Here is a 19,633-nt window from a genome sequence, read left to right on the forward strand (position 1 = left end):
CGGGCGGGTCGATGGGGAGGTCTCCCCATCGACCCGTGCCGTCGCCCTCGGCTACGGTGCTGCCCGGCGGCCGGACGACGAGCTGCACAGGACGAGGGGGAGCTGTGGCCGGGTACGACCTGTCGATCGACATGGATCAGCTGAGGACGCTCAAGGACGACCTCAAGGCGATCTCGACGGAGCTGGAGAACGCCGACTCGAACGCGGAGGCCGCGGCCAAGGCGACGGGTCACGACGACCTGCGCGACCGCGTCAACGACTTCTCCGACAAGTGGGAGATCAAGCGCGGCGAGATGCTCGAGAACGTCAAGAAGCTGTCCGACATCATCGGGCAGATCGCCGACACCTTCACGGAGATCGACACCGAGCTGGCCAAGTCGCTCGAAGACGCGGCGAAGAAGTAGGGGGACCCAGGAACATGGCGGACACCCAGTGGCAGGAGCTGGACGGCGAGGCTGACGTCGTCCAGACCAAGGGCCGCAAGTACACCGACCTCGCCGAGGCGATCGGGCGGTCGGTCAGCACCCTCCAGCAGATCGTCGACGACACGAACACCACGGCGAAGTCGATGGAGGCCACGCGCAAGCTCGCCGGCGAGGTGCGCGAGGACATCGAGAAGGCCAAGGAGCGCTACTCGTACACGGGCGACGCGCTGACGACCTACGGGGCCGCCCTGCGCAGCGCGCAGAACGAGGCGGACCCGGCGGCGGCGCGGCTCCGGACCCTGCGCGACCAGCTCGTCGACGCGCAGTCCACGGCGCGGGGCGCGAACGACGGGGTCGACGACCTGCCCGACGACGCGACCGACGCCGAGAAGAGCGAGGCGAAGAACTCCGCGCGGACCGCGAACGGCGCCGTGCACGACCTGGAGGGCGACATCGCCGTCCAGGAGGGCTACTGGAACGACGGCCACGACGCCAAGAACCGGGCGGCGAGCACCGCGATCGGCAAGATCGAGGAGGTCGTGAGCGGCGACAAGGTCAACGGCCTCAAGGACAGCACCTGGGACAAGGTCAAGAACGTCGTCAAGGGCATCTACAAGGTCTTCAAGATCATCTGCGACATCGCGGGCATCCTGGCGATCTTCCTGTCCTGGGTCCCGATCCTGGGCCAGATCCTCCTGGTCCTCGCCGCGATCGGCTCGATCATCTCCATCATCGAGAACATCGTGAAGTTCGCGCGGGGGGACATCGGGTTCGGCGAGATGCTCCTCGGCGTCGGCCTCGGCGTGATGGGCCTCTTCGGCGGCAAGGCGATCGGGTCGTTCGCCAAGTACGCGAAGGCGCGCTCGGTGGTGCAGACCTCCGCCCGGATGAGCAGCCGGGCGTCGAAGCTGAAGTTCGGGAGCGCGCTGCTCAAGAGCTCGCGCAAGACCATGGCGATGACCAAGGGCCAGCGCGTGACCGAGGTCCTGAAGTCCCCGTTCGTGCGGTCCGCGGGCGACAAGGCCGTGGCCGGGATGGTGAAGAACGGGCTCTACAAGAACGCGTTCAAGTCGTGGCAGAAGTCGAACTTCCCGCTGCCCTACAAGGATGGCGCGGCGCGCTTCGCCATGGGCAACGACGACGTGATCGACATGGTCTCGCACTTCAACATGACCGGCCTGCGGATCGACGGGGTCACCAGCGCGACGCAGGCCGTCGCGACGGTCGGCGCGGTCTTCCACCAGACGGCGAGCCTGGCCAACAACTCGGCCCGGCTCGGCATGGCCATCGCCGGCGGCGACGGCTGGGGCTCGTACGGCGAGGGCAACTCGCTGGCCTCGAGCGGCGCGGGCGGCAGCTGGGGCAAGATCTCCGGCGGTGCCGGCAACGTGCACGGCGCCATGGACGGCTTCAACGACGTCTTCGGCAACAACGGCTACGTGGCGGGGTCCTGGTGACCCGGCGCATCGCGGGCTTCGAGCTGCGGCTGCCGGAGTCCTGGTACGCCGTCCCGACCGAGGCACCGGACCTGGTCGGGGACTGGGCGCGGTCGACGGCGGCGGGGATCGTCGCCGAGGCGGGCACCTCGGGGGGCCTCGACGTCCCCGCCGAGGAGCTTGCCACCAGCCTGGCCGCCGAGCTGGAGGACGTCGGGCGCGCGGTCGCGGACACGGGGATCCCCGGGCTCGTCACCGCGGCCCTCGTGCGGCGCCCGGAGCTCGGCGTCGTCGACGCGATGGTGACCGTGACGGCGCAGCCCGACCTCGCCCAGGAGGAGTTCGCGGCGCAGCTCGCGGCCGGCGTGGAGAGCTCGCAGGAGCACGACTACGCGTTCGCGAGCCGGTTCGACGGGACCAGCGACTCGGGCACGGTCGAGGGGCTGCACGCGATGATCACCCACTTCGGGGAGCTCGGCGACGACGCCAGCGGCGTGCTCGAGGAGCGCGTCGTGCTCGGCGTCTTCCCGCCCGCCACCCCGGACATGGTCGAGGTGACCGCCGTCGCGCGTAGCGTGGGCACGTTCGACGACATGCCCCAGGAGATTCTCGACCTGCTCGTGGGGCTCACGGTGGAGACGGAGACGGCATGACGCAGGCGGCGGCACCCGAGCTGAAGGTGCTCGGGGGCGTGGTGCGGATCATCGTGCCCGGCACGTGGGTGAGCATCCCGCTGGAGTCACCGGAGAAGGCCACGGCGTTCATCAAGCGCCTCGTCCGTCGCCAGGTGGGCACCGCGGACCGGCTGGCGCGGATGCGGCGCCAGGCGCTGGACGAGCTGCTGGCGACGGCGCGCGACGCCGTGTCGATCGGCGTGCACACGTACCTGATGTCCCTCGAGCTCGCCCCGGGCGTGCCGTTCCCGGCCGCGATCCTCATGTTCGACGACGAGTGGCCCGCCGCGGCGGCCCCGCTGCTGGCCGACGGCGACTACGCCGGGGCGCTGCGCGCGGCCTACCCCGAGGGCGAGGTCGCCGTGCAGCGCAACGGCCGCCCGGCCGCCCGCGTCGTGGAGATGTCGCAGGGCCAGGCGGGCGAGGGGGACGACGCGGTCGACGTGCTGACCATGCGCCTCGAGTACCACATGCCCCACCCGAAGGACCCCGCACGGATGCTCTTCGTCCGCGTGAACGTCACGGACATCCCGTCGGCGGAGCCGTTCGCGGTGCTCTTCGACGAGATCGTCGACTCGATCGAGTTCATGGACGACGACGCCGCCGCGGCCGAGGGCGAGCAGCGGGCGGCGTCCGCCTGACCGTGAGGCCCGGGTGTCAGGCGCCCGGGTCGTCCTGCGCGGCGTTCCGGCGGGTGCGGCGCACGACGGCCAGCCCGGCCCAGACGCAGGCGGCGACCACGACCAGGGCGAAGGTGACCCAGCCGCCGATCGCGGCGAACGCGTCCGGTGCGGCGGCGCTGAGCACCACGGCGAGCACGCACGCCACCACGACCGCGCCCAGCGCGTAGGTGGCCGGCCGCATGGCCTGGTTCGCCGCGGCCTCGCGCTCCCTGTCCCTCTTGCTGCTCATGCGGGTCCGTCCCTGTCGTCGGTCTCGTCGGTCTCGTCGGTCGGGTGGTGCGGGGGCTGCCACCCGCGCCGCGTCGCCGTCGTCCCGCACGCACCCCGGGGGGTCCGCGGCCTCGGCGGCGCGGTGCCGACGCTAGTGTGGCACCCCGGAGCCGGACCGACGTGGAGGAACCATGCCCGGAACGACGGCCGACGGCCGGGGAGCGCCGGCGGGCGACGGCGCACCGCCCCCGCGCTGGAGCGTGACCCTGCGCCCGCTGGGCTACCTGGTGGTCGGGGTCGTGTGGACGGCGATCTGGCTGATCGCGGTGCTCCTCCTGGTGGGCTCGGTGCCGTACCTCGCCTTCGTCGACTCCGCGAGCCTCGTGGCCGGTGTCGAGGACCGGCTGTCGGACCCGCTGGGCGCGCTGGGCCTGCTGGTCGTCGCGCTGCCGGTCCTGGCGCTGGCGGTCGGCGCGGGCGGGTGGCACGTGCTGACCGCGTCCTGGCCGCTCGCCGTGCTGTCGTTCGTGTACGTGGGGCGCGGCCTCGACCGCCGCTACCGGGGCGAGAAGCTCTCGTACACCACCCACGGCGCCTGGGGGAGCACCTTCGGCCCGCCCACGCTCGCGGGCGTCGCGCTGTCGCTGCAGCCCGTGCGCCCCAGCCCGTTCACCGACCGGGTGATGCGGTACTACGCCGCCGGATGGACGGTGGACGGCCGTACCGTCCTGGCGATGCTGCCCGCGGGTCTGGCGTGGCCCTTCGCCGTGGCGGCGCTCGTGCCGGGGGTGTCCGGGACGGTGCACCTGGTGGCGGCCGTCGTCGCCGTCGGCCTGCTCCTGACGTCCTTCGTGCTGGGGGTGCGGGCGTTCCGCCGCCGGTTCTCCGGCGCGGCCGACGCCGCGCCCGACGACCGGCCGCTGACGGCGCTGACCCCCGACGAGCGCCGTGCGCGGCTGGCGCACCTGGAGCGGCAGCGCCGGGCGCGCCTCGCGCGCGGCGGCCCCGGCGACGCCTGAGCGGGCCCGCGGGCCCACGGCGCATGGGGAGGCCTCCCCATCGACGCGTGCTCGGGGCGCCCGCTAGGGTCGTCACCGCACCACGGATCGGCCGCTAGGGGGCCGGCCGAACCACCGATGAGCTGAGGAGCTTCCCATGGCGAACATGAACGTCACCTACGACGAGCTGCGGTCGCAGGCGGGTCAGCTGCGCAACGGCCAGCAGCAGATGACCGACATCCTGCACAACCTGCAGTCCCAGGTGAACAACCTCGTGTCGTCGGGCTTCGTGACCGACCAGGCGTCGGGCGCGTTCCAGACCTCCTACGAGGAGTTCACGACCGGTACCACGCAGGCCATCGAGGGCCTCGAGGGCATGGCGTCGTTCCTGGAGCAGGCCGCGCAGACGCTGTCCGACGCGGACTCGCAGCTCGCGCAGGGCATCCGCGGCTGATTCCGGCCGAGGTCGAGGGGCGGTCCGGGTACTCCCGGGCCGCCCCTTCGTCGTCCGGGCGGTGGGGTGTACGCGACCGGGCGCCGGCCCCTCCCTACGGGGGACGACGCCGGGTGGCACCGCGTGCGCATGGGGAGCCCTCCCCATCGACGGCTGCTCGGGGCGCCCGCTAGGGTCGTCGACGGAACGACGGATCGGCCGCTAGGGGGCCGGCCGAGAACCGACGAGAACGAGGAGCTTTCTCATGGCGAACATGAACGTCACGTACGACGAGCTGCGGTCGCAGGCGGGTCAGCTGCGCAACGGCCAGCAGCAGATGACCGACATCCTGCACAACCTGCAGTCCCAGGTGAACAACCTCGTGTCGTCGGGCTTCGTGACCGACCAGGCGTCGGGCGCGTTCCAGACCTCCTACGAGGAGTTCACGACCGGTACCACGCAGGCCATCGAGGGCCTCGAGGGCATGGCGTCGTTCCTGGAGCAGGCCGCGCAGACGCTGTCCGACGCGGACTCGCAGCTCGCGCAGGGCATCCGCGGCTGATTACGGCCGAGGTCGAGGGGCGGTCCGGACTCCGGGCCGCCCCTCGTCGTCTGCGGCGCCCGCCGCCGCACTCCCGCCTGCCGCGTCCCGTGGCGCGCGACCCCGAACCGTCCCGAGACGACGCCCTGGAGGCAGCATGGACTCCCGTACCCGACGCCGGTGGTTCGTCGCCGCGCTCGTGCTCTTCCTGGCGCTCTCGGTGGTGCGCATCGCGAGCACCGTCGCGCGCGACGGCGTCGACGGCGCCGTGATCTGGATCGCCCTCCTCGTGGTGGCGGTCATCCTGGTGGTCGCCCTGGCGGTGGTCGTGCGCCGGGCCGGCGCCGTCCGGGACCACGTCACGCGGCTGCGGCCCGGCGCGGTCGTCGTGCCGGCGTTCACGACCGCGGACACGCTCGACGAGGCGCGCGCGGCCGGTGTCCGCACGAAGGGCATCTCGGGGATGGGGGGCAACCCTGTCGCCCTCGCCGTGGGGAACGGCGCCGTCGAGGTGTGGGTGGGCCGCGAGGAGGGACCCCGCTGGGTCGTGCGCCGGGTGCCGGCGGGTGTGGCGCAGGCGCGCGCCGTCTACGGCTCGCGCGAGTCCGGTGCGGTGCGGGTCGCGGACGGGACGGCTGCGGTCACCGTGGTGCCCGCGTACCGACCGCTGCGGGCGGCCGGCGGGGCGGGGCGCGAGGACCTGGAGCGCGCGGTGCGCGAGCTGACCACCGCCCCGTGACGGCCGGCGCGCCGTCGTGTGTCGGATGCCCCCGGCACCGGTGACCGCCAAGCGAGACGACCTGTTCACCGGATGAGACGGTTGTGGCACCCTGGGTAAGGCTGGACCCTGAAGGTGAGGTAAGCCTCACCAGTTCGCAGGAGAATCCTCCTAGAATCGAACGCCACGCATCACCGATCCGGAAGGCGTACCCCGCAGTGAGCAGCATCCGACCTCTGCGCGTCGCGATCGTCGGCGCAGGCCCCGCCGGCATCTACGCGGCGGACATCCTGTCGAAGACCGACCTCGACGTGAGCATCGACCTCTTCGAGCGCCTGCCCGCGCCGTTCGGCCTCGTGCGCTACGGCGTCGCCCCGGACCACCCGCGCATCAAGCAGATCATCACCGCGCTGCACCGCGTGCTGAGCCGCGGCGACGTCCGCCTGCTGGCCAACGTGGACTACGGCGTCGACCTCAAGCTCGACGACCTGCGCCAGTTCTACGACGCGGTGATCTTCTCGACGGGCGCGATCAAGGACCACGAGCTGCCGGTTCCCGGCATCGACCTCGACGGCTCCTACGGCGCGGCCGACTTCGTCTCCTGGTACGACGGGCACCCCGACGTGCCCCGCACCTGGCCGCTCGAGGCCCAGCAGGTGGCCGTCCTGGGCGCGGGCAACGTGGCGCTCGACGTGGCGCGCATCCTCGCCAAGCACGCGGACGACCTGCTGCCCACGGAGATCCCGGCCAACGTCTACGAGACCCTCAAGACCTCGCCGGTCACGGACGTGCACGTCTTCGCCCGCCGCGGCCCGGCCCAGGTGAAGTTCTCGCCGCTCGAGCTGCGCGAGCTCGGCCACGTGCCCGACGTCGACATCGTGGTCTACCCGGAGGACTACGACTTCGACGAGGGCTCGATGGCCGCCGTCGAGTCGTCCAACCAGACCAAGCAGGTCGTCAAGACCCTCACCGACTGGACCCTGGTCGACCCGGCCACGCAGAAGGCGTCCCGCCGGCTCCACCTGCACTTCCTGCACGCGCCGGCCGAGATCCTCGGCGAGGACGGGAAGGTCACCGCGCTGCGCACCGAGCGCACCGCCCTGCAGGGCGACGGCACCGTCAAGGGCACCGGCGAGCACCACGACTGGCCCGTGCAGGCCGTCTACCGCGCGGTGGGCTACTTCGGCTCCCCGCTGCCGGAGATCCCGTTCGACGAGCTCAAGGGCGTCATCTCCAACCGGGAGGGGCGCGTGGTCGACCTCGACGGCGAGCACCTGCCGGGCGTCTACGCGACGGGCTGGATCAAGCGCGGCCCGGTCGGCCTCATCGGGCACACCAAGTCGGACGCGTCCGAGACGATCCGCCACCTCGTGGAGGACGTGACGGGCGTGGGCGACGGCGGCGACGTCGCGACCGGCGACGTCGAGGGCGGGCGCACCGCGACCCAGGCGGACCCGCAGGCCGTGCTCGACTTCCTCGCCGACCGCGGCGTGGACGTCGTCGAGTGGGACGACTTCGTGCTCCTCGACGAGCACGAGAAGACCCTCGGCGAGCCCCACGGGCGCGAGCGGATCAAGGTCGTGCCGCGCGACGAGATGCTCGACATCGCCAAGGGGCGCGCCACGTCCTGACGGCGACCGGCAGGTCGACCGACAGTGCGACCGACCACACGACGGCCCGGGCGGGAACCGCCCGGGCCGTCGGCGCGTTCAACCCGTGGGATCCTGCCGGTGCGCGTGCACCGGGCAGGGCGCACGGAAGGAGACGGCAGGACACATGGGCCACCAGCACTTCAACGGTCTCAAGACGGCGGCGCTCTTCGGCGTCATGTGGGCCGTGGTCCTCGGTCTGTGGGCGATCTTCTTCCGCGGCAGCACGGGGATGCTCGTCGTCTTCGTGGGGATCGGCCTGGTCACGACGTTCGTCGGCTACTGGAACTCGGACAAGATCGCGATCCGCGCGATGCACGCCTACCCGGTCACGGAGCTCGAGGCGCCCGAGATGTACCGCATCGTGCGGGAGCTCTCGACGGAGGCCCGCCAGCCCATGCCGCGCCTCTTCATCTCGCCCACGCAGGCGCCGAACGCGTTCGCGACGGGGCGCAACCCCAAGAACGCGGCCGTCTGCTGCACCGAGGGCATCCTGCGCCTGCTCGACGAGCGCGAGCTGAGAGGCGTGCTCGGCCACGAGCTGATGCACGTCTACAACCGGGACATCCTCACGTCGTCGGTCGCGTCCGCCATGGCGGGAGTCATCACCTCGCTGGCGCAGTTCCTGCTGATCTTCGGCGGCGGCGACCGCCGCGAGGGCGGCAACCCGCTCGCCGCGCTGGCGATGGCGATCCTCGCGCCGTTCGCGGCGATGCTGATCCAGATGGCGATCTCCCGCACCCGCGAGTACGACGCGGACGAGGACGGCGCCAAGCTCACCGGCGACCCGATGGCGCTCGCCTCCGCCCTGCGCAAGCTGGAGTCGGGCACGGCCAAGGCCCCGCTGCCGCAGACCCGCGAGCTGCAGAACGTCTCCCACCTCATGCTCGCCAACCCGTTCCGCGGCGCGGGCATGGCGAAGATGTTCTCCACCCACCCGCCGATGGCGGACCGCATCGCCCGCCTCGAGAAGATGGCCGGCGGCACGGGCTTCGGGCCCGGGGGGATCACCCGCTACTGATCGCCTGGAACCGGCCTCGCGCGTGGTGCGTTCACCGCGCGAGCACCGCGAGGAGGAAGGCGGCCGCGCCGAGCGCCGCGACGATCGTGGGCCGGGACGGCCGCCGGCGCGTCGCCGTGTCGGCAGTCGCGGACGCCGCGCCCGCCGCCCGCGCGGCGAGGATCCGCTCGCGCGCGACGAGCGGGTCGGAAACCCCGGGCAGTAGTCGTTCGCCGTCGGGCGGTACGGCGAACATGAGCGCGTCCGGCTCCTCGACGCTCGACGCGCGGGTCCGGACCACCAGCGCCCCGGGGTCGGCGAGCACCGCGGCCACCCGTGACCACGGGTACCTCGCGTCGAGCACGGCACCGTGCTCCACGAGGCCACGCGGGGTCACGCGCAGGGCGGCGGTGGCCGACCAGGACCACGCGTGCAGCAGCCCGGCGACGAGCGCCGAGCCGACGAGCCCCGACCAGACCTCGGTCCCTGGCGCGAGCCACCAGCCCACGGTCGCCGCCGCGGGGACGGCGACCCACGGGGCCCACCGCCCGGTCCTCCGCACGACGGCCAGCACGGCTCCGTCGATCCGGCCTGCTCCTGCCGACGCGGGACGGCCGCCGCCGCGCCGGCCCCGGCGGGCCGGTGCCGGGCCGGTCTCCGTCACGTACCAGGCCCCGTCGGGCGCACGGAGGGCGAGGGGCGCGCGGTCGTCGTGGAGGCCCACGACGAGGACCTCGGTCCCGGCCCAGGTCGGCGGGAGGTGCGGACCGTCGGGGTCCGCCGGGCGTTCGTCGTCCTCCCAGCCGGTGCGGGCGATCGCGAGGAGCTCCTCGTCCGTGACCTCCTCCACCGGGCGCCCGTAGGGGCCGTCGTCGGCGTCGTCCCCGTCGTCCTCGGCAAGGGCGTCGGGCGCGTGGTCGCGGATCGGGGTGAGGCCCGCCAGCGGTCCGGTGCGCAGCACGGGGGAGCGCGGCGCCTCGACGGGTGCGAGCAGGACCTCGTCGTCGCGGTCCCAGCTCGCCCGCAGGCGGATCGCGGGTCCGCCGTGGGTCAGGAGCGCGGTGACGCGGCGTCGGCGGCCGGCCTCCCGCAGCAGCAGGAACGGGCCGCCGACGATCCCGATCCCCGAGACGAGGAGCAAGATCGACGAGTCGGCGGGGTCGTCCACCAGCTCCGCCCGGCCCGAGCCGTCATACCGGACGGTCACCACGTCGCCGACCGCCGGTGAGGACTCGGGCGGCGACACGCTGATGCGCAGCCCGTCGACGTCCACCACGACGTCGTACCCGTCGTCCGAGATCTCCACGACGGTGCCGTCTGCCGTGAGAGCGGTGGCCCGGAACTGTCGGTCGGCGGCCAGGTCATGGGCGAACAGGGCGGCCGCGCCGACGGCTGCCACGACCAGCAGCACACCCGCGACGGTCCATGGCCCACGCCATCGCTGGGCCATCCGACGACCCGTGGGAGCCAGCTCGGGGACCTGCACCGGCGCGGTGGACCACGCGCGTGCCGCCGCGGCCTGGTGGCGCCGCGGGGACGTCGCGAGCAACCCGATGCAGGCCAGCAGGACCGCGCCCGACAGACCGGCGACGAAGGCTCCCGAGCCGGGGGCCTCCCCGAGCGACGGCGCGGCGAGGGCCGCCGCGCCCCACCACGCCCCCGCCGGCACGGAGAACCACAGGGCGACCAGGCTCCCGAGCAGCAGTCCGACGAGCAGCCCGGTGAGCCAGTAGTCGGGCGACTCGACCTCGGCCGCACTGAGGGGGATGTCGTCCTCCGGCGATAGCGCGACCGCCAGGGCGGCGGAACCGACGAGGACCACCGACCCCACGGCGGCGAGGGGCACCCGTCCCGGTCGGGGCCGCCATGCGGCGAGCGCGGCCGCGCCGGGTGCGGGCGACGCGCCCGGTGAGCTGTGCATGGCGGCGAGAGTAGTCGCTCGCCCGCACCGCTCCCCGGGGGATCACCCGTTCCGGGCACTCGCTCGGGCGGCGGGTCCCGCCCGGTTCTGCGAGGCTGACCTGCGATGACCCCAGCCCCGCTGGGCGGCGCCGAGGACGCGGCGACGCCCGGGCCGCCAGAGCCACGGCCGGCCCCCCACCCGGACGGCGGTCACGCGCGCCTGCGGCGCTGGCAGGCGGCCACCGAGTGGCCGCTCACGGCGGTCTCGCTGCTGTTCCTGGTCGCGTACGCGATCCCGATCGCCCGGCCGGACGTGTCGGCCGACGTGCGGGCGGTCTGCACGACCGTCCTCGCGCTGACCTGGCTGCTGTTCGTCGTGGACTACGTGGTGCGCGCCCGCCTGGCGCCCCGCACGTGGACGTACGTGCGGCGGCACCCGCTGGAGCTGGCGGTCGTGGTGCTCCCGGTGCTGCGGCCGCTCCTCCTGGTGTCCGTGGTGGTGCGCCTCAACCGGGCCAACGCCGTCCGCCTGCGGGGCCGGGTGGTGCGCTTCGCGGTCGCGGGGACGTTCCTGCTCGTGCTGGTCGGGGCGCTCCTGGTGACGCAGGCGGAGCGCGGCGCGCCCGGCGCGAGCATCGTGAACCTCGGCGACGGCTTCTGGTGGGCGATGGTCACCATCACCACCGTGGGCTACGGCGACATGGTCCCGGTGACCCCGTCCGGCAGGGTGGTCGCGGTCTGCCTCATGCTCGGCGGGGTGGCGCTGCTCGGCGTCGTGACGGCGACGCTGGCGTCGCTGCTGGTCGAGCGCGTCGCCCGCGGTCCCTCCGGCGACGCGGACGACGAGGGCGGCGCGGGCGTGGGCGTCGACGACGTGCCCCTGGGTCGGGTGGCCTCCCCGGAGCAGGTGGCCCTGCTCACCGCCGAGGTCCAGGCGCTGCGCGCCGAGATCGTGGCGGCACGGCGACAGGAGGAGCGGGACGAGCGGCGGGGGAGAGGTCAGCGGGGCGCCGCGCCCGGGGCCGTGGACCCCTGAGCGTGGTGGGGTGCGATCCCGGACGCGGCCCCGAGCGCTGCCTCCAGCGCGACCGCCACGCCGTCGTCGTCGTTGCCGGGCACGACGGCGTCCGCGCACGCGAGGACGTCCGGGTGGGCGTTGGCGACGGCGTGCCCGCGGCCCGCCCAGCGCAGCATCGGCAGGTCGTTGGGCATGTCGCCGAAGGCCCACACGTCGCGGGCGTCGACGCCCAGGCGCGCGCACCAGCGCGCCAGCGCGACGTCCTTCGTCACCCCGGGCGGCAGGAGCTCGGCGAGCCCGGCCGCGCCCGAGTAGTGCAGCTCGGCGCGGCCGCCGGCCACGGCCTGCACGTGCTCGAAGAAGGCCTCCTGCGCGGCGTCGTGGACGGCGCCGCGCTGCACCACGCCGAAACCCTGCGCCGTCGTGCCCGGGCGGACGGCGAGCAGCTTGGCGACGGGGTCGCCGGTGGCGCCCAGGGACCCCTCCACCGGGGCGGCGCGGAGGCTCCGGTCGAGGCCGGGCTCGCCGTCGGGGAACCAGGGGTCGAACGCGGGGCCGCGGACGGTCTCCACGGCGAGCCCGACGCCGGGGACGGCGTCGCGCAGCTCGGCGACGAGGTCGCGCACCACGCGGTCGTCGAACCCGCAGGTGTCGAGGGCGCGGCCGCTGGCCAGGTCCCACACCGCGGCGCCGCCGAGGCAGATCACGCGCCCGTGCCCGCCCACGAGGTCGCCCAGGGCGTGCAGCCAGCGCGGCGGCCGCGCCGTGACGAAGACGACCTCGGCGCCGCCGGCCTCCGCCGCGAGCAGGGCGCGCCGCGTCCGCTCGGAGACCGTGCCGTCCGAGCGCAGGAGCGTGCCGTCGAGGTCGGTCGCCACGACCCGCGGCAGCACCTGCGCGCCGGCCGCCGCCCCGGTCGTCACCGGTAGTTGACGAACTGGAGCGCGACGTCGAGGTCGGCGCCCTTGAGGAGGGCGATGACGGCCTGCAGGTCGTCGCGGGACTTGCTGGTCACGCGCACCTCGTCGCCGGTCACCTGCGTCTTGACGGCCTTCGGGCCCTCGTCGCGGATGATCTTGGTGATCTTCTTGGCGCTCTCGCCCGCGAGGCCCTCCTTGAGCGAGCCCGCGAGGCGGTACACCTTGCCGGACGCCTGCGGCTCCTTGTCGGCGGTGTCGAAGGCCTTGAGCGAGACGCCCCGCTTGATGAGCTTGGTCTGGAAGACGTCCAGGGCGGCGAGCACGCGCTCGCTGGAGTTCGCCTCGATGACGATGGTGTCCTGGCCGCTCCACTCGATGGACGCGCCCACGCCCTTGAAGTCGTACCGCTGCGAGATCTCCTTGACGGACTGGTTGAGCGCGTTGTCCACCTCCTGGCGGTCCACCTTGCTCACGATGTCGAACGACGAGTCGGCCATGACGGTCTCCTTCGGGTGGGGTCAGGGTTCGAGGACCACCGTAGTGCGTGCCTGCGCCGCGAGGCGGGAGACCCGGGCCTGCCGGCTGCCGTCGACGGTGAGGATCACCAGCGCCACCCACACCAGCGCGAACCCGGCCCAGCGGGTGGGCGGCATGTGCTCGCCGAAGACGAGGAGGCCGAGCAGGAACTGCAGCACCGGCGTGAGGTACTGCAGCATCCCGACCACCGAGAGCGGCAGCCTGCGGGCGGCGGCGGAGAAGAGCAGCAGGGGCAGGCCGGTGACGACGCCGCACGCCGCGAGCAGCAGCGCGTGCCCGGCGCCCTCGGTGGCGAAGGTGCCGGCCCCGGTGGCGCCCAGCCAGCCGAGGTAGGCCAGGGCGAACGGCGTGGCGACCGCGGTCTCGGCGGCGAGGCCGGGCAGCGCACCGACGCCGCGGCCCACGCGGTTCTTCACGAGCGAGTAGAGCCCGAACGCCCCCGCCAGCACCAGGGCGATCCAGGGCAGCCCGCCCACCCCGGTGGAGATGACCACCACGGCCGCCGCGCCGAACCCTAGGGCCACCCACTGGGCGACGCGCAGCCGCTCGCGCAGGACGAGCACCCCGAGCAGCACGGTGAGCAGGGGGTTGATGAAGTAGCCGAGCGCGGCGTCGAGCACGTGGTCGGTGAGCACCGCGTACACGTACGTCGTCCAGTTGACGACGATGAGCACCGAGGCGACGGCGAGCGCGCCCATGGTGCGGCCGCTGCGCAGGACGGCGACGAACGACCCGAACGTCCGGGTCACCAGGAGCAGCACCACGCAGAACACGAGGCTCCACACCACGCGGTGCGCGATGATCTCGACCGGGCCGGCCGGCTCCAGGAGCGGGAAGAAGAGGGGCATCGCGCCCCAGAGCACGAACGCCGAGAGCCCGAGGGGCAGTCCCCACCGGTCGGGGGAGGAGGGGGTCGTCACCGGCTCACCGTAGCCGGGCGGCGACCGGGTGACGCGGGCCACCGGCGGACGATTTCCGCCTGGGCCGCCCGGGGCGTTATGGTTCTACCCGCGAGCTCGTCCGCGAGCCCGCACGGCAGGTTGCCCGAGCGGCCAAAGGGATCTGACTGTAAATCAGACGGCTCAGCCTTCGGGGGTTCGAATCCCTCACCTGCCACCGCGACGGTCGGGGCGCCACCTCTGGGTGGTGCCCCGTCCGACGTCCGGAGAAGGTCCTCGCGACCCCGGTGCACGGTGTGATCGAGCGGGCATCCCGCGGATTTCATCAGGTGCCGCGAGCCGTGTAGAGTCTTCTCCGCTGCCCCGATAGCTCAGTCGGCAGAGCGTCTCCATGGTAAGGAGAAGGTCAAGGGTTCGATTCCCTTTCGGGGCTCTGTGGTGTGACGCGGGACCGTCGTCCGTCTATGCGGGCGACGGGTCCGCGTTCCGTCACGTGCGGCGGGGTAGCTCAGCTGGTCAGAGCGCACGACTCATAATCGTGAGGTCGCGGGTTCGAGCCCCGCCCTCGCTACCGCCACTCCTAACGGTTCGACGGCCGGCGTCGGACCGGCCTGTTCCTTGACGCACGTTGCGCCTTCCGGGGGCGCGAGAGGTGACACACCATGGCTGCTAAGAGCGCGGACGTCCGCCCGAAGATCACGCTGGCCTGCGTGGACTGCAAGGAGCGGAACTACATCACGAAGAAGAACCGTCGCAACGACCCCGACCGTCTCGAGCTGGCGAAGTTCTGCCCGCGCTGCGGCAAGCACACCTCGCACCGCGAGACCCGCTGACGCCTCGGTCGACACGACACCTCACCGACGTGGCGAACCCCGACTTCGCCGGCCGCGAGTACCCGGCCGGCGCCCCCTACAGCGTGGGGCGCGAGAAGCTTCGTGAGTTCGCGTGCGCCGTCGGTGCCCTGGACCCCGCGCACCACGACCTCGTGGCGGCGCGGGGTCTCGGCTATCCGGACCTCGTCGCGCCCCCCACGTTCGCCGTCGTCGTCGCCCAGCGGGCGGAGTCGCAGTACGTGCAGGACCCGGACGCCGACATCGACTTCTCGCGCGTGGTGCACGCCGACGAGAAGTTCGTGCACCATCGGCCGATCGTCGCCGGCGACGAGCTGGTCACCGTGCTGCACGTCGACTCCGTGACCCAGCGCGCCGGCATCGCGATGGTCACCACCCGCTGCGAGATCTTCGCGCAGGCCGACGACGGCACGCGCGAGCCCGTCTCCACGGTCTCCTCCAGCCTCGTGATCCGCGGGGAGGACTCCTGATGGCCCGCCCCGTCCTCGCCGAGCTGTCCGTCGGCGACGTCGTCGCCACCGCCGCGATCGAGCTGGACCGGGCCCGCCTCGTCCGGTACGCCGGCGCCAGCGGCGACTTCAACCCGATCCACTGGGACGAGTCCTTCGCGACCGGCGTCGGCCTCCCGGGCGTCATCGCCCACGGGATGCTCACCATGGGCTCCGTCGTCGGCGTGGTCACCGCGTGGGCGGGGGACCCGGGCGCCGTCGTGGCGTACCAGACGCGCTTCACCAAGCCGGTCCCGGTGCCCGCGAGCGGCGTCGCCGTCGTCGAGGTCTCCGCGGTCGTCGGGGCGATCGACGCCGAGGCCGGCACCGTCCGCGTCGACCTCACGGTGACCCACGAGGGCGCCAAGGTACTCGGCCGGTCGCAGGCGACCGTCCGCCTCTCCTGACGCCCCTCTCCTCGCCACCCGCACCGCCCGTCGCGCGGGCCGGGACCGGTCGCGCGTCCGCAGGACGAGATTTTTTACGCCTAGCACTTCTCATGAAACGTGATTTCACGGTTCGATGACGTGGTGCGCCCCGAGCGCACTCCGTCCTCGAGAGGAGCACTCCCCGTGAGATCCGTACGACGACGCACCACCGGGCTGGCGGCCGCCGGCCTGCTCGTTCCCCTGATCACCATCCCCGCGGTCGCCGCGGGGGCCGGTCCCTCCACCGCCCCGCCCTCCGACGTGAGCTGCGACGCCGTCGTCGCGGCGCCGGACCGGGAGTCGGCGTTCGCGGCCGCGAGCGACGCCACCGGGGTCCCGGCCGACCTGCTCAAGGCCGTCTCCTACATGGAGTCCCGCTGGGACCAGCACGCCGGCGCGCCCAGCGCGGACGGCGGCTACGGCCTGTTCAACCTGCTCGACCACGCCGCCGAGGCGCCCGACGGGGCCGGCAAGGACGCCACGCCCCGCACCGCCGTCAGCGAGCTCGACCGTGCCGCCGCCCTGACCGGGCTGTCGGTCGCGGAGCTGAAGTCGGACGCCGGCGCCAACACCTGCGGCGCCGCCGCTCTCCTGTCCTCCTACCAGGCGTCGGCCGGGCAGGGCACCGGCGGCTCCCTCGCCACGTGGGAGACCGCGGTCGCGCGGATGGGCGACGCCACGACGTTCGCCGACCGGGTGTACGCCACGCTCCGCACGGGCGAGTCCCGCACCACCGACGACGGCGGGCGCGTCACCCTCGCGGCCCAGCCGGCCGCCGTCCTGCCCCGGGCGGCCGCGACGACGGCGAGCGACCCCGCCGCCGACTGCCCGGCCGACCTCGGCTGCGACTGGATCCCCGCGCCGTACGAGAAGGGCAGCGCCGACCTTCCCGACGACACGGGGAACTACGGCAACCACGACCAGGCCGACCGCACCGGCGCGGGCGGGCCGTCGATCGACTACATCGTCATCCACGACACCGAGGGCGGGTACGCCGGGACGCTCAACATGGTCCAGGACCCGAACTACCTCGCGTGGAACTACACGGTGCGCTCGTCCGACGGGCACACGGCCAACCACCTGCAGCCCGACGACGTCGGCTGGCACGCGGGCAACTGGTACATGAACATGCACTCGATCGGCATCGAGCACGAGGGCTGGGCCGGCACGTCGGGCTGGTTCACCGAGGCGATGTACCAGTCGTCGGCGGAGCTCGTGCGCTACCTCGGCGAGAAGTACGACGTGCCGCTCGACCGCGCCCACGTCATCGGGCACGACCAGATCCCGGGCATCCTGCCCGGGTCCACCAAGAGCGTGCACTGGGACCCGGGCCCCTACTGGGACTGGGAGCACTACTTCGAGCTGCTAGGCGCGCCGATCGGCGGCGGCCTGACGCCGACGACGGACGTCGCGCCCGGCGACGTCGTCGAGGTGGTCGCCGGCTACGACGACAACGCCAACCCGGTCACCGGCTGCCAGCAGGCGTCGCCGGGTTCGGGCGACTGCGTGGCGGGCGCGGGCACCAACTTCGCCGTCGCGTACCAGCAGCCCTCGCTCGACGCGCCGTACGCCCGCGACCCGGGCTGGAAGCCGAACGGCGCGGACGGCACGACGTACGCCAGCGACATCAGCGCGCGCGTGACCTCGGGCCACAAGCTCGTCGTCGCGCAGGTGCGGGGTGAGTGGCTCGGCGTGTGGTGGGCCGGCTCGCTGGTGTGGCTCCACAACCCGGCCGACCGGCCGGTGGTGGTCCCCGGCACCGGCAGGACCGTGACGGTGAGCGGCGCCAAGGCGGCCGCGATCTACGGCCGCGCGTACCCCGAGGCGGCCGCGTACGCGCCCTACCCGGGCATCGCGACGCAGGCCGTCACGCCGATCGAGTACACGATCGGGACCGGTCAGAGCTACGTGGTCTCCGACGACACCGTGACGACCGACTACTACAACGCCAAGTCGTTCGACGGCTCGATCCCCGACGACCGCACCGACGTGCGCGGCACCGACACCTACTACCAGCTCTGGTACGCCCACCGGCAGGTGTTCACCCGCGCCGCCGACGTCGTCCTCCACGACCCCGTGGTGACCGACGTCGAGGGCCCGTCCGTCGCGGGCAGGCCCGAGATCGGGAAGGTGCTGACCGCCGACACCGGCGAGTACCTGCCCGGTGCGGAGCGCCTCCGCGTCGAGGTGCAGTGGCTGCGCGACGGCGAGCCCGTGCGCGGCGCGGACGGCAGGCGCTACCACCTCACCGGCAGGGACCGCGGCGCGGACATGTCGGTCCGCGTGACCGTCTCGGCCCCGGGGTACACGTCGGCGACGTTCACCTCCGACGCCGTCGGCCCGGTGCGCCCGCACTGACGCCCGACACAGAGGAGGACCCCCGGGCTCACCGGAGCCCGGGGGTCCTCGTGCGTCAGGTCACCAGTTGGCGGTGGCGCCCGCGACGTTGCGGGGCAGCTTCACGTCGTGCGGGTGGATGACGTACGCGATGCCGTCGGTGGAGGTCTGCCACACGCGCTCGAAGTTCTCGCGGGTGTAGACGTTCCGCACGTCGGCGTCGGTCGCCTTGTTGGGGTCGTTGATGACCGGGTCGCCGTCGGCGGTGAAGCCCACGATGGTCACCAGGTGGCCGTCGGTGCCGTAGCCCGCCTCGGGCATCTCCTCCTTCGCGAAGTTGATCGAGACGACCAGCGGGATGCCCGCGGCGATGAACCGCTCCGCCTCCGCGAGCGAGCGGAGCCGGGTCACGAACGTCTCCAGGCCGTACTCGTGCGCGTACGCCGTGTTGAACGGCCAGTTGCCCGCGCCCTCGTACGTGTAGTCCCACGCGTTGATGGCGGCGTGCGCCACCTGCGGGTCGCCGTTCGGGGCGACTATCCCCTCGAGCCGGTCGGCGGGCACCCGGTACTTCTTGCCGTACGAGTACTGGATCATCGTGGTCGACGTCGGCGAGCACCACACCTGGCCGCCGCCCCCGAACTCGGGGTACTCGCCGATGTGGATCAGCTGCGAGTAGCCGGGCACGTCGAGCTCGACCGCGCGGCCGAGCGTGAAGTCGCTGGTGCCGGTGTACGCGGAGTCGGGCAGGTACTCGTTGGTCATCGTCGTCACGCCCGACAGCCGCGGGGTCGCCGTCGACCCCGCCGGCCGGTAGAGCGTGACGCGGGTCTGGAAGGCCTCGGGCTCGTGGCCGGTGCGCGCGATGAACGTGTCGGTGGACAGCGCGGCGTCGGCGTCGTTCTGTCCTTTCAGTGACGTGCGGTGGATGTCGCCGACGGAGCCGTCCGTGGGCGCGAAATCGGCGCCGGACGCCCAGCGGCCCATGACGAACCACTTGGTCCAGGCGCCGTCGGCCTTGCGGCCGCGGAACTCGACCTCGACCCACGTGCCGGTCGGGGTCGTGGCGTTCCAGGAGGTCAGGGACTCGTCGACGGCGTACCCGGTCTCGACGACCGGCGACGTCCACGTCCCCGTCTCGTAGTCCACCGCGCTGCCGTCGCCGAACGGGTCGGTGTACGCCGTGGTCGGGCCACCGGCATCCCGCACGCCCAGCGTGCCGTGCGCTCCGGGGCGCAGGTTCTCCCACTCGCCCTGCCGCAGGTCGGCGATGCCCTGCCAGTGGGTGGTGGTGATCTTGTGCCCCGATGCCGCGGGGTCGTCGGGCGGCGCGGCGCCGGCGGCCCCCGCGGTCGGTGCGATCACCGCCCCCGCTGCCAGTGCCGCCGTCGTCGCTCTCATCCAGCTCCTCCGCACCATGCCTGTCACGGGTCCCTCCCCAGGGACAGGGGCGTGGGACGGTCCCCACCGCCCGTTGGCAAAGACT

Annotated in this window: 21 protein-coding genes and 3 tRNA genes; 18 read left to right on the forward strand and 6 right to left on the reverse strand. The window is 73.2% G+C overall.

Annotated elements, in window-relative coordinates; translation table 11 throughout:
- The first annotated feature begins 131 nt into the window (after positions 1-131).
- The 4 genes from ACFU9A_RS07010 to ACFU9A_RS07025 are packed head-to-tail and all read left to right on the forward strand — an operon-like array spanning position 132 to position 3,176.
- Entirely contained in the window at positions 132-404 is a 273-nt protein-coding gene (locus ACFU9A_RS07010; RefSeq protein ID WP_430574535.1) for a hypothetical protein, read from the forward strand.
- A 14-nt stretch (positions 405-418) separates the two neighbouring features.
- Complete coding sequence (locus tag ACFU9A_RS07015; protein ID WP_430574536.1) at positions 419-1,882, forward strand: hypothetical protein; 1,464 nt, start codon at positions 419-421, stop codon at positions 1,880-1,882.
- On the forward strand, positions 1,879-2,514 hold the full coding sequence (locus ACFU9A_RS07020) for a hypothetical protein (RefSeq protein WP_430574537.1): 636 nt from the start codon (positions 1,879-1,881) through the stop codon (positions 2,512-2,514). The genes ACFU9A_RS07015 and ACFU9A_RS07020 overlap by 4 nt, the downstream gene beginning before the upstream one ends.
- Complete coding sequence (locus ACFU9A_RS07025; protein WP_430574538.1) at positions 2,511-3,176, forward strand: hypothetical protein; 666 nt, start codon at positions 2,511-2,513, stop codon at positions 3,174-3,176. Before ACFU9A_RS07020 ends, ACFU9A_RS07025 begins: the two co-directional genes overlap by 4 nt.
- Positions 3,177-3,192: 16 nt before the next feature.
- Here the strand turns inward: ACFU9A_RS07025 and ACFU9A_RS07030 are convergent, their stop codons facing one another.
- Positions 3,193-3,447, reverse strand: coding sequence for a hypothetical protein (locus ACFU9A_RS07030; RefSeq protein WP_430574539.1), 255 nt, complete (start codon positions 3,445-3,447; stop codon positions 3,193-3,195).
- 172 nt (positions 3,448-3,619) lie between these two features.
- On the opposite strand from ACFU9A_RS07030, the gene ACFU9A_RS07035 reads away from it, so the two are divergent.
- The 6 genes from ACFU9A_RS07035 to htpX all read left to right on the forward strand — a co-directional run bounded on the left by ACFU9A_RS07035 (position 3,620) and on the right by htpX (position 8,788).
- Complete coding sequence (locus ACFU9A_RS07035) at positions 3,620-4,447, forward strand: hypothetical protein (RefSeq protein WP_430574540.1); 828 nt, start codon at positions 3,620-3,622, stop codon at positions 4,445-4,447.
- Between the two features lie 136 nt (positions 4,448-4,583).
- Entirely contained in the window at positions 4,584-4,880 is a 297-nt protein-coding gene (locus ACFU9A_RS07040) for a WXG100 family type VII secretion target (RefSeq protein WP_430574541.1), read from the forward strand.
- Positions 4,881-5,124: 244 nt separating this feature from the next.
- Positions 5,125-5,421 carry a WXG100 family type VII secretion target gene (locus ACFU9A_RS07045; protein WP_430574541.1) on the forward strand — a complete coding sequence of 99 codons (297 nt, stop codon included), beginning with the start codon at positions 5,125-5,127 and terminating at the stop codon, positions 5,419-5,421.
- 136 nt (positions 5,422-5,557) lie between these two features.
- The gene (locus ACFU9A_RS07050) at positions 5,558-6,139 is read left to right on the forward strand and encodes a hypothetical protein (RefSeq protein ID WP_430574542.1); all 582 of its coding nucleotides are present in this window, start codon (positions 5,558-5,560) and stop codon (positions 6,137-6,139) included.
- Between the two features lie 197 nt (positions 6,140-6,336).
- Positions 6,337-7,749, forward strand: coding sequence for an FAD-dependent oxidoreductase (locus tag ACFU9A_RS07055; RefSeq protein WP_430574543.1), 1,413 nt, complete (start codon positions 6,337-6,339; stop codon positions 7,747-7,749).
- A 145-nt stretch (positions 7,750-7,894) separates the two neighbouring features.
- Entirely contained in the window at positions 7,895-8,788 is an 894-nt protein-coding gene (gene htpX / locus ACFU9A_RS07060; RefSeq protein ID WP_430574544.1) for a zinc metalloprotease HtpX, read from the forward strand.
- A 31-nt stretch (positions 8,789-8,819) separates the two neighbouring features.
- On the opposite strand, the gene ACFU9A_RS07065 is transcribed toward htpX, so the two are convergent.
- Positions 8,820-10,688, reverse strand: coding sequence for a hypothetical protein (locus tag ACFU9A_RS07065; RefSeq protein ID WP_430574545.1), 1,869 nt, complete (start codon positions 10,686-10,688; stop codon positions 8,820-8,822).
- 105 nt (positions 10,689-10,793) lie between these two features.
- Between ACFU9A_RS07065 and ACFU9A_RS07070 the strand changes: the two genes are divergently transcribed.
- Positions 10,794-11,705, forward strand: a complete 912-nt coding sequence (locus tag ACFU9A_RS07070) for a potassium channel family protein (protein ID WP_430574546.1) — start codon at positions 10,794-10,796, stop codon at positions 11,703-11,705.
- Here the strand turns inward: ACFU9A_RS07070 and ACFU9A_RS07075 are convergent.
- Genes ACFU9A_RS07075 through rarD form a run of 3 tightly spaced genes read right to left on the reverse strand, consistent with a single transcriptional unit; the run spans position 11,669 to position 14,064 of the window.
- Positions 11,669-12,610 carry an HAD family hydrolase gene (locus tag ACFU9A_RS07075; RefSeq protein WP_430574547.1) on the reverse strand — a complete coding sequence of 314 codons (942 nt, stop codon included), beginning with the start codon at positions 12,608-12,610 and terminating at the stop codon, positions 11,669-11,671. The two genes, ACFU9A_RS07070 and ACFU9A_RS07075, sit on opposite strands and share 37 nt — an antisense overlap.
- Complete coding sequence (locus ACFU9A_RS07080) at positions 12,607-13,104, reverse strand: YajQ family cyclic di-GMP-binding protein (protein WP_430574548.1); 498 nt, start codon at positions 13,102-13,104, stop codon at positions 12,607-12,609. Before ACFU9A_RS07080 ends, ACFU9A_RS07075 begins: the two co-directional genes overlap by 4 nt.
- A 21-nt stretch (positions 13,105-13,125) precedes the next feature.
- A complete protein-coding gene (gene rarD / locus ACFU9A_RS07085; protein WP_430574549.1) occupies positions 13,126-14,064 on the reverse strand; it encodes an EamA family transporter RarD in 939 nt (312 codons plus the stop codon).
- Between the two features lie 114 nt (positions 14,065-14,178).
- Here rarD and ACFU9A_RS07090 point away from each other — a divergent pair.
- The 7 genes from ACFU9A_RS07090 to ACFU9A_RS07120 all read left to right on the forward strand — a co-directional run bounded on the left by ACFU9A_RS07090 (position 14,179) and on the right by ACFU9A_RS07120 (position 18,168).
- A tRNA-Tyr gene (locus ACFU9A_RS07090) sits at positions 14,179-14,260 on the forward strand.
- A 143-nt stretch (positions 14,261-14,403) separates the two neighbouring features.
- A tRNA-Thr gene (locus tag ACFU9A_RS07095) sits at positions 14,404-14,476 on the forward strand.
- 64 nt (positions 14,477-14,540) lie between these two features.
- Positions 14,541-14,614, forward strand: a tRNA-Met gene (locus tag ACFU9A_RS07100).
- A gap of 91 nt (positions 14,615-14,705) precedes the next feature.
- Positions 14,706-14,876, forward strand: a complete 171-nt coding sequence (gene rpmG / locus ACFU9A_RS07105; protein ID WP_079572326.1) for a 50S ribosomal protein L33 — start codon at positions 14,706-14,708, stop codon at positions 14,874-14,876.
- A 29-nt stretch (positions 14,877-14,905) separates the two neighbouring features.
- Positions 14,906-15,364 carry a MaoC family dehydratase N-terminal domain-containing protein gene (locus ACFU9A_RS07110; RefSeq protein ID WP_430574550.1) on the forward strand — a complete coding sequence of 153 codons (459 nt, stop codon included), beginning with the start codon at positions 14,906-14,908 and terminating at the stop codon, positions 15,362-15,364.
- Positions 15,364-15,789, forward strand: coding sequence for a MaoC family dehydratase (locus tag ACFU9A_RS07115; protein WP_430574551.1), 426 nt, complete (start codon positions 15,364-15,366; stop codon positions 15,787-15,789). The genes ACFU9A_RS07110 and ACFU9A_RS07115 overlap by 1 nt, the downstream gene beginning before the upstream one ends.
- Positions 15,790-15,954: 165 nt before the next feature.
- Positions 15,955-18,168 carry an N-acetylmuramoyl-L-alanine amidase gene (locus ACFU9A_RS07120; protein WP_430574552.1) on the forward strand — a complete coding sequence of 738 codons (2,214 nt, stop codon included), beginning with the start codon at positions 15,955-15,957 and terminating at the stop codon, positions 18,166-18,168.
- Positions 18,169-18,228: 60 nt separating this feature from the next.
- Here the strand turns inward: ACFU9A_RS07120 and ACFU9A_RS07125 are convergent, their stop codons facing one another.
- Positions 18,229-19,548 (reverse strand): C39 family peptidase, encoded by a 1,320-nt coding sequence (locus ACFU9A_RS07125; protein WP_430574553.1) that lies wholly within the window; start codon positions 19,546-19,548, stop codon positions 18,229-18,231.
- Between the last annotated feature and the right edge of the window lie 85 nt (positions 19,549-19,633).

It is taken from the genome of Isoptericola sp. NPDC057653, assembly GCF_042799955.1.
In the GTDB taxonomy this organism is placed as follows: Bacteria; Actinomycetota; Actinomycetes; order Actinomycetales; family Cellulomonadaceae; genus Isoptericola.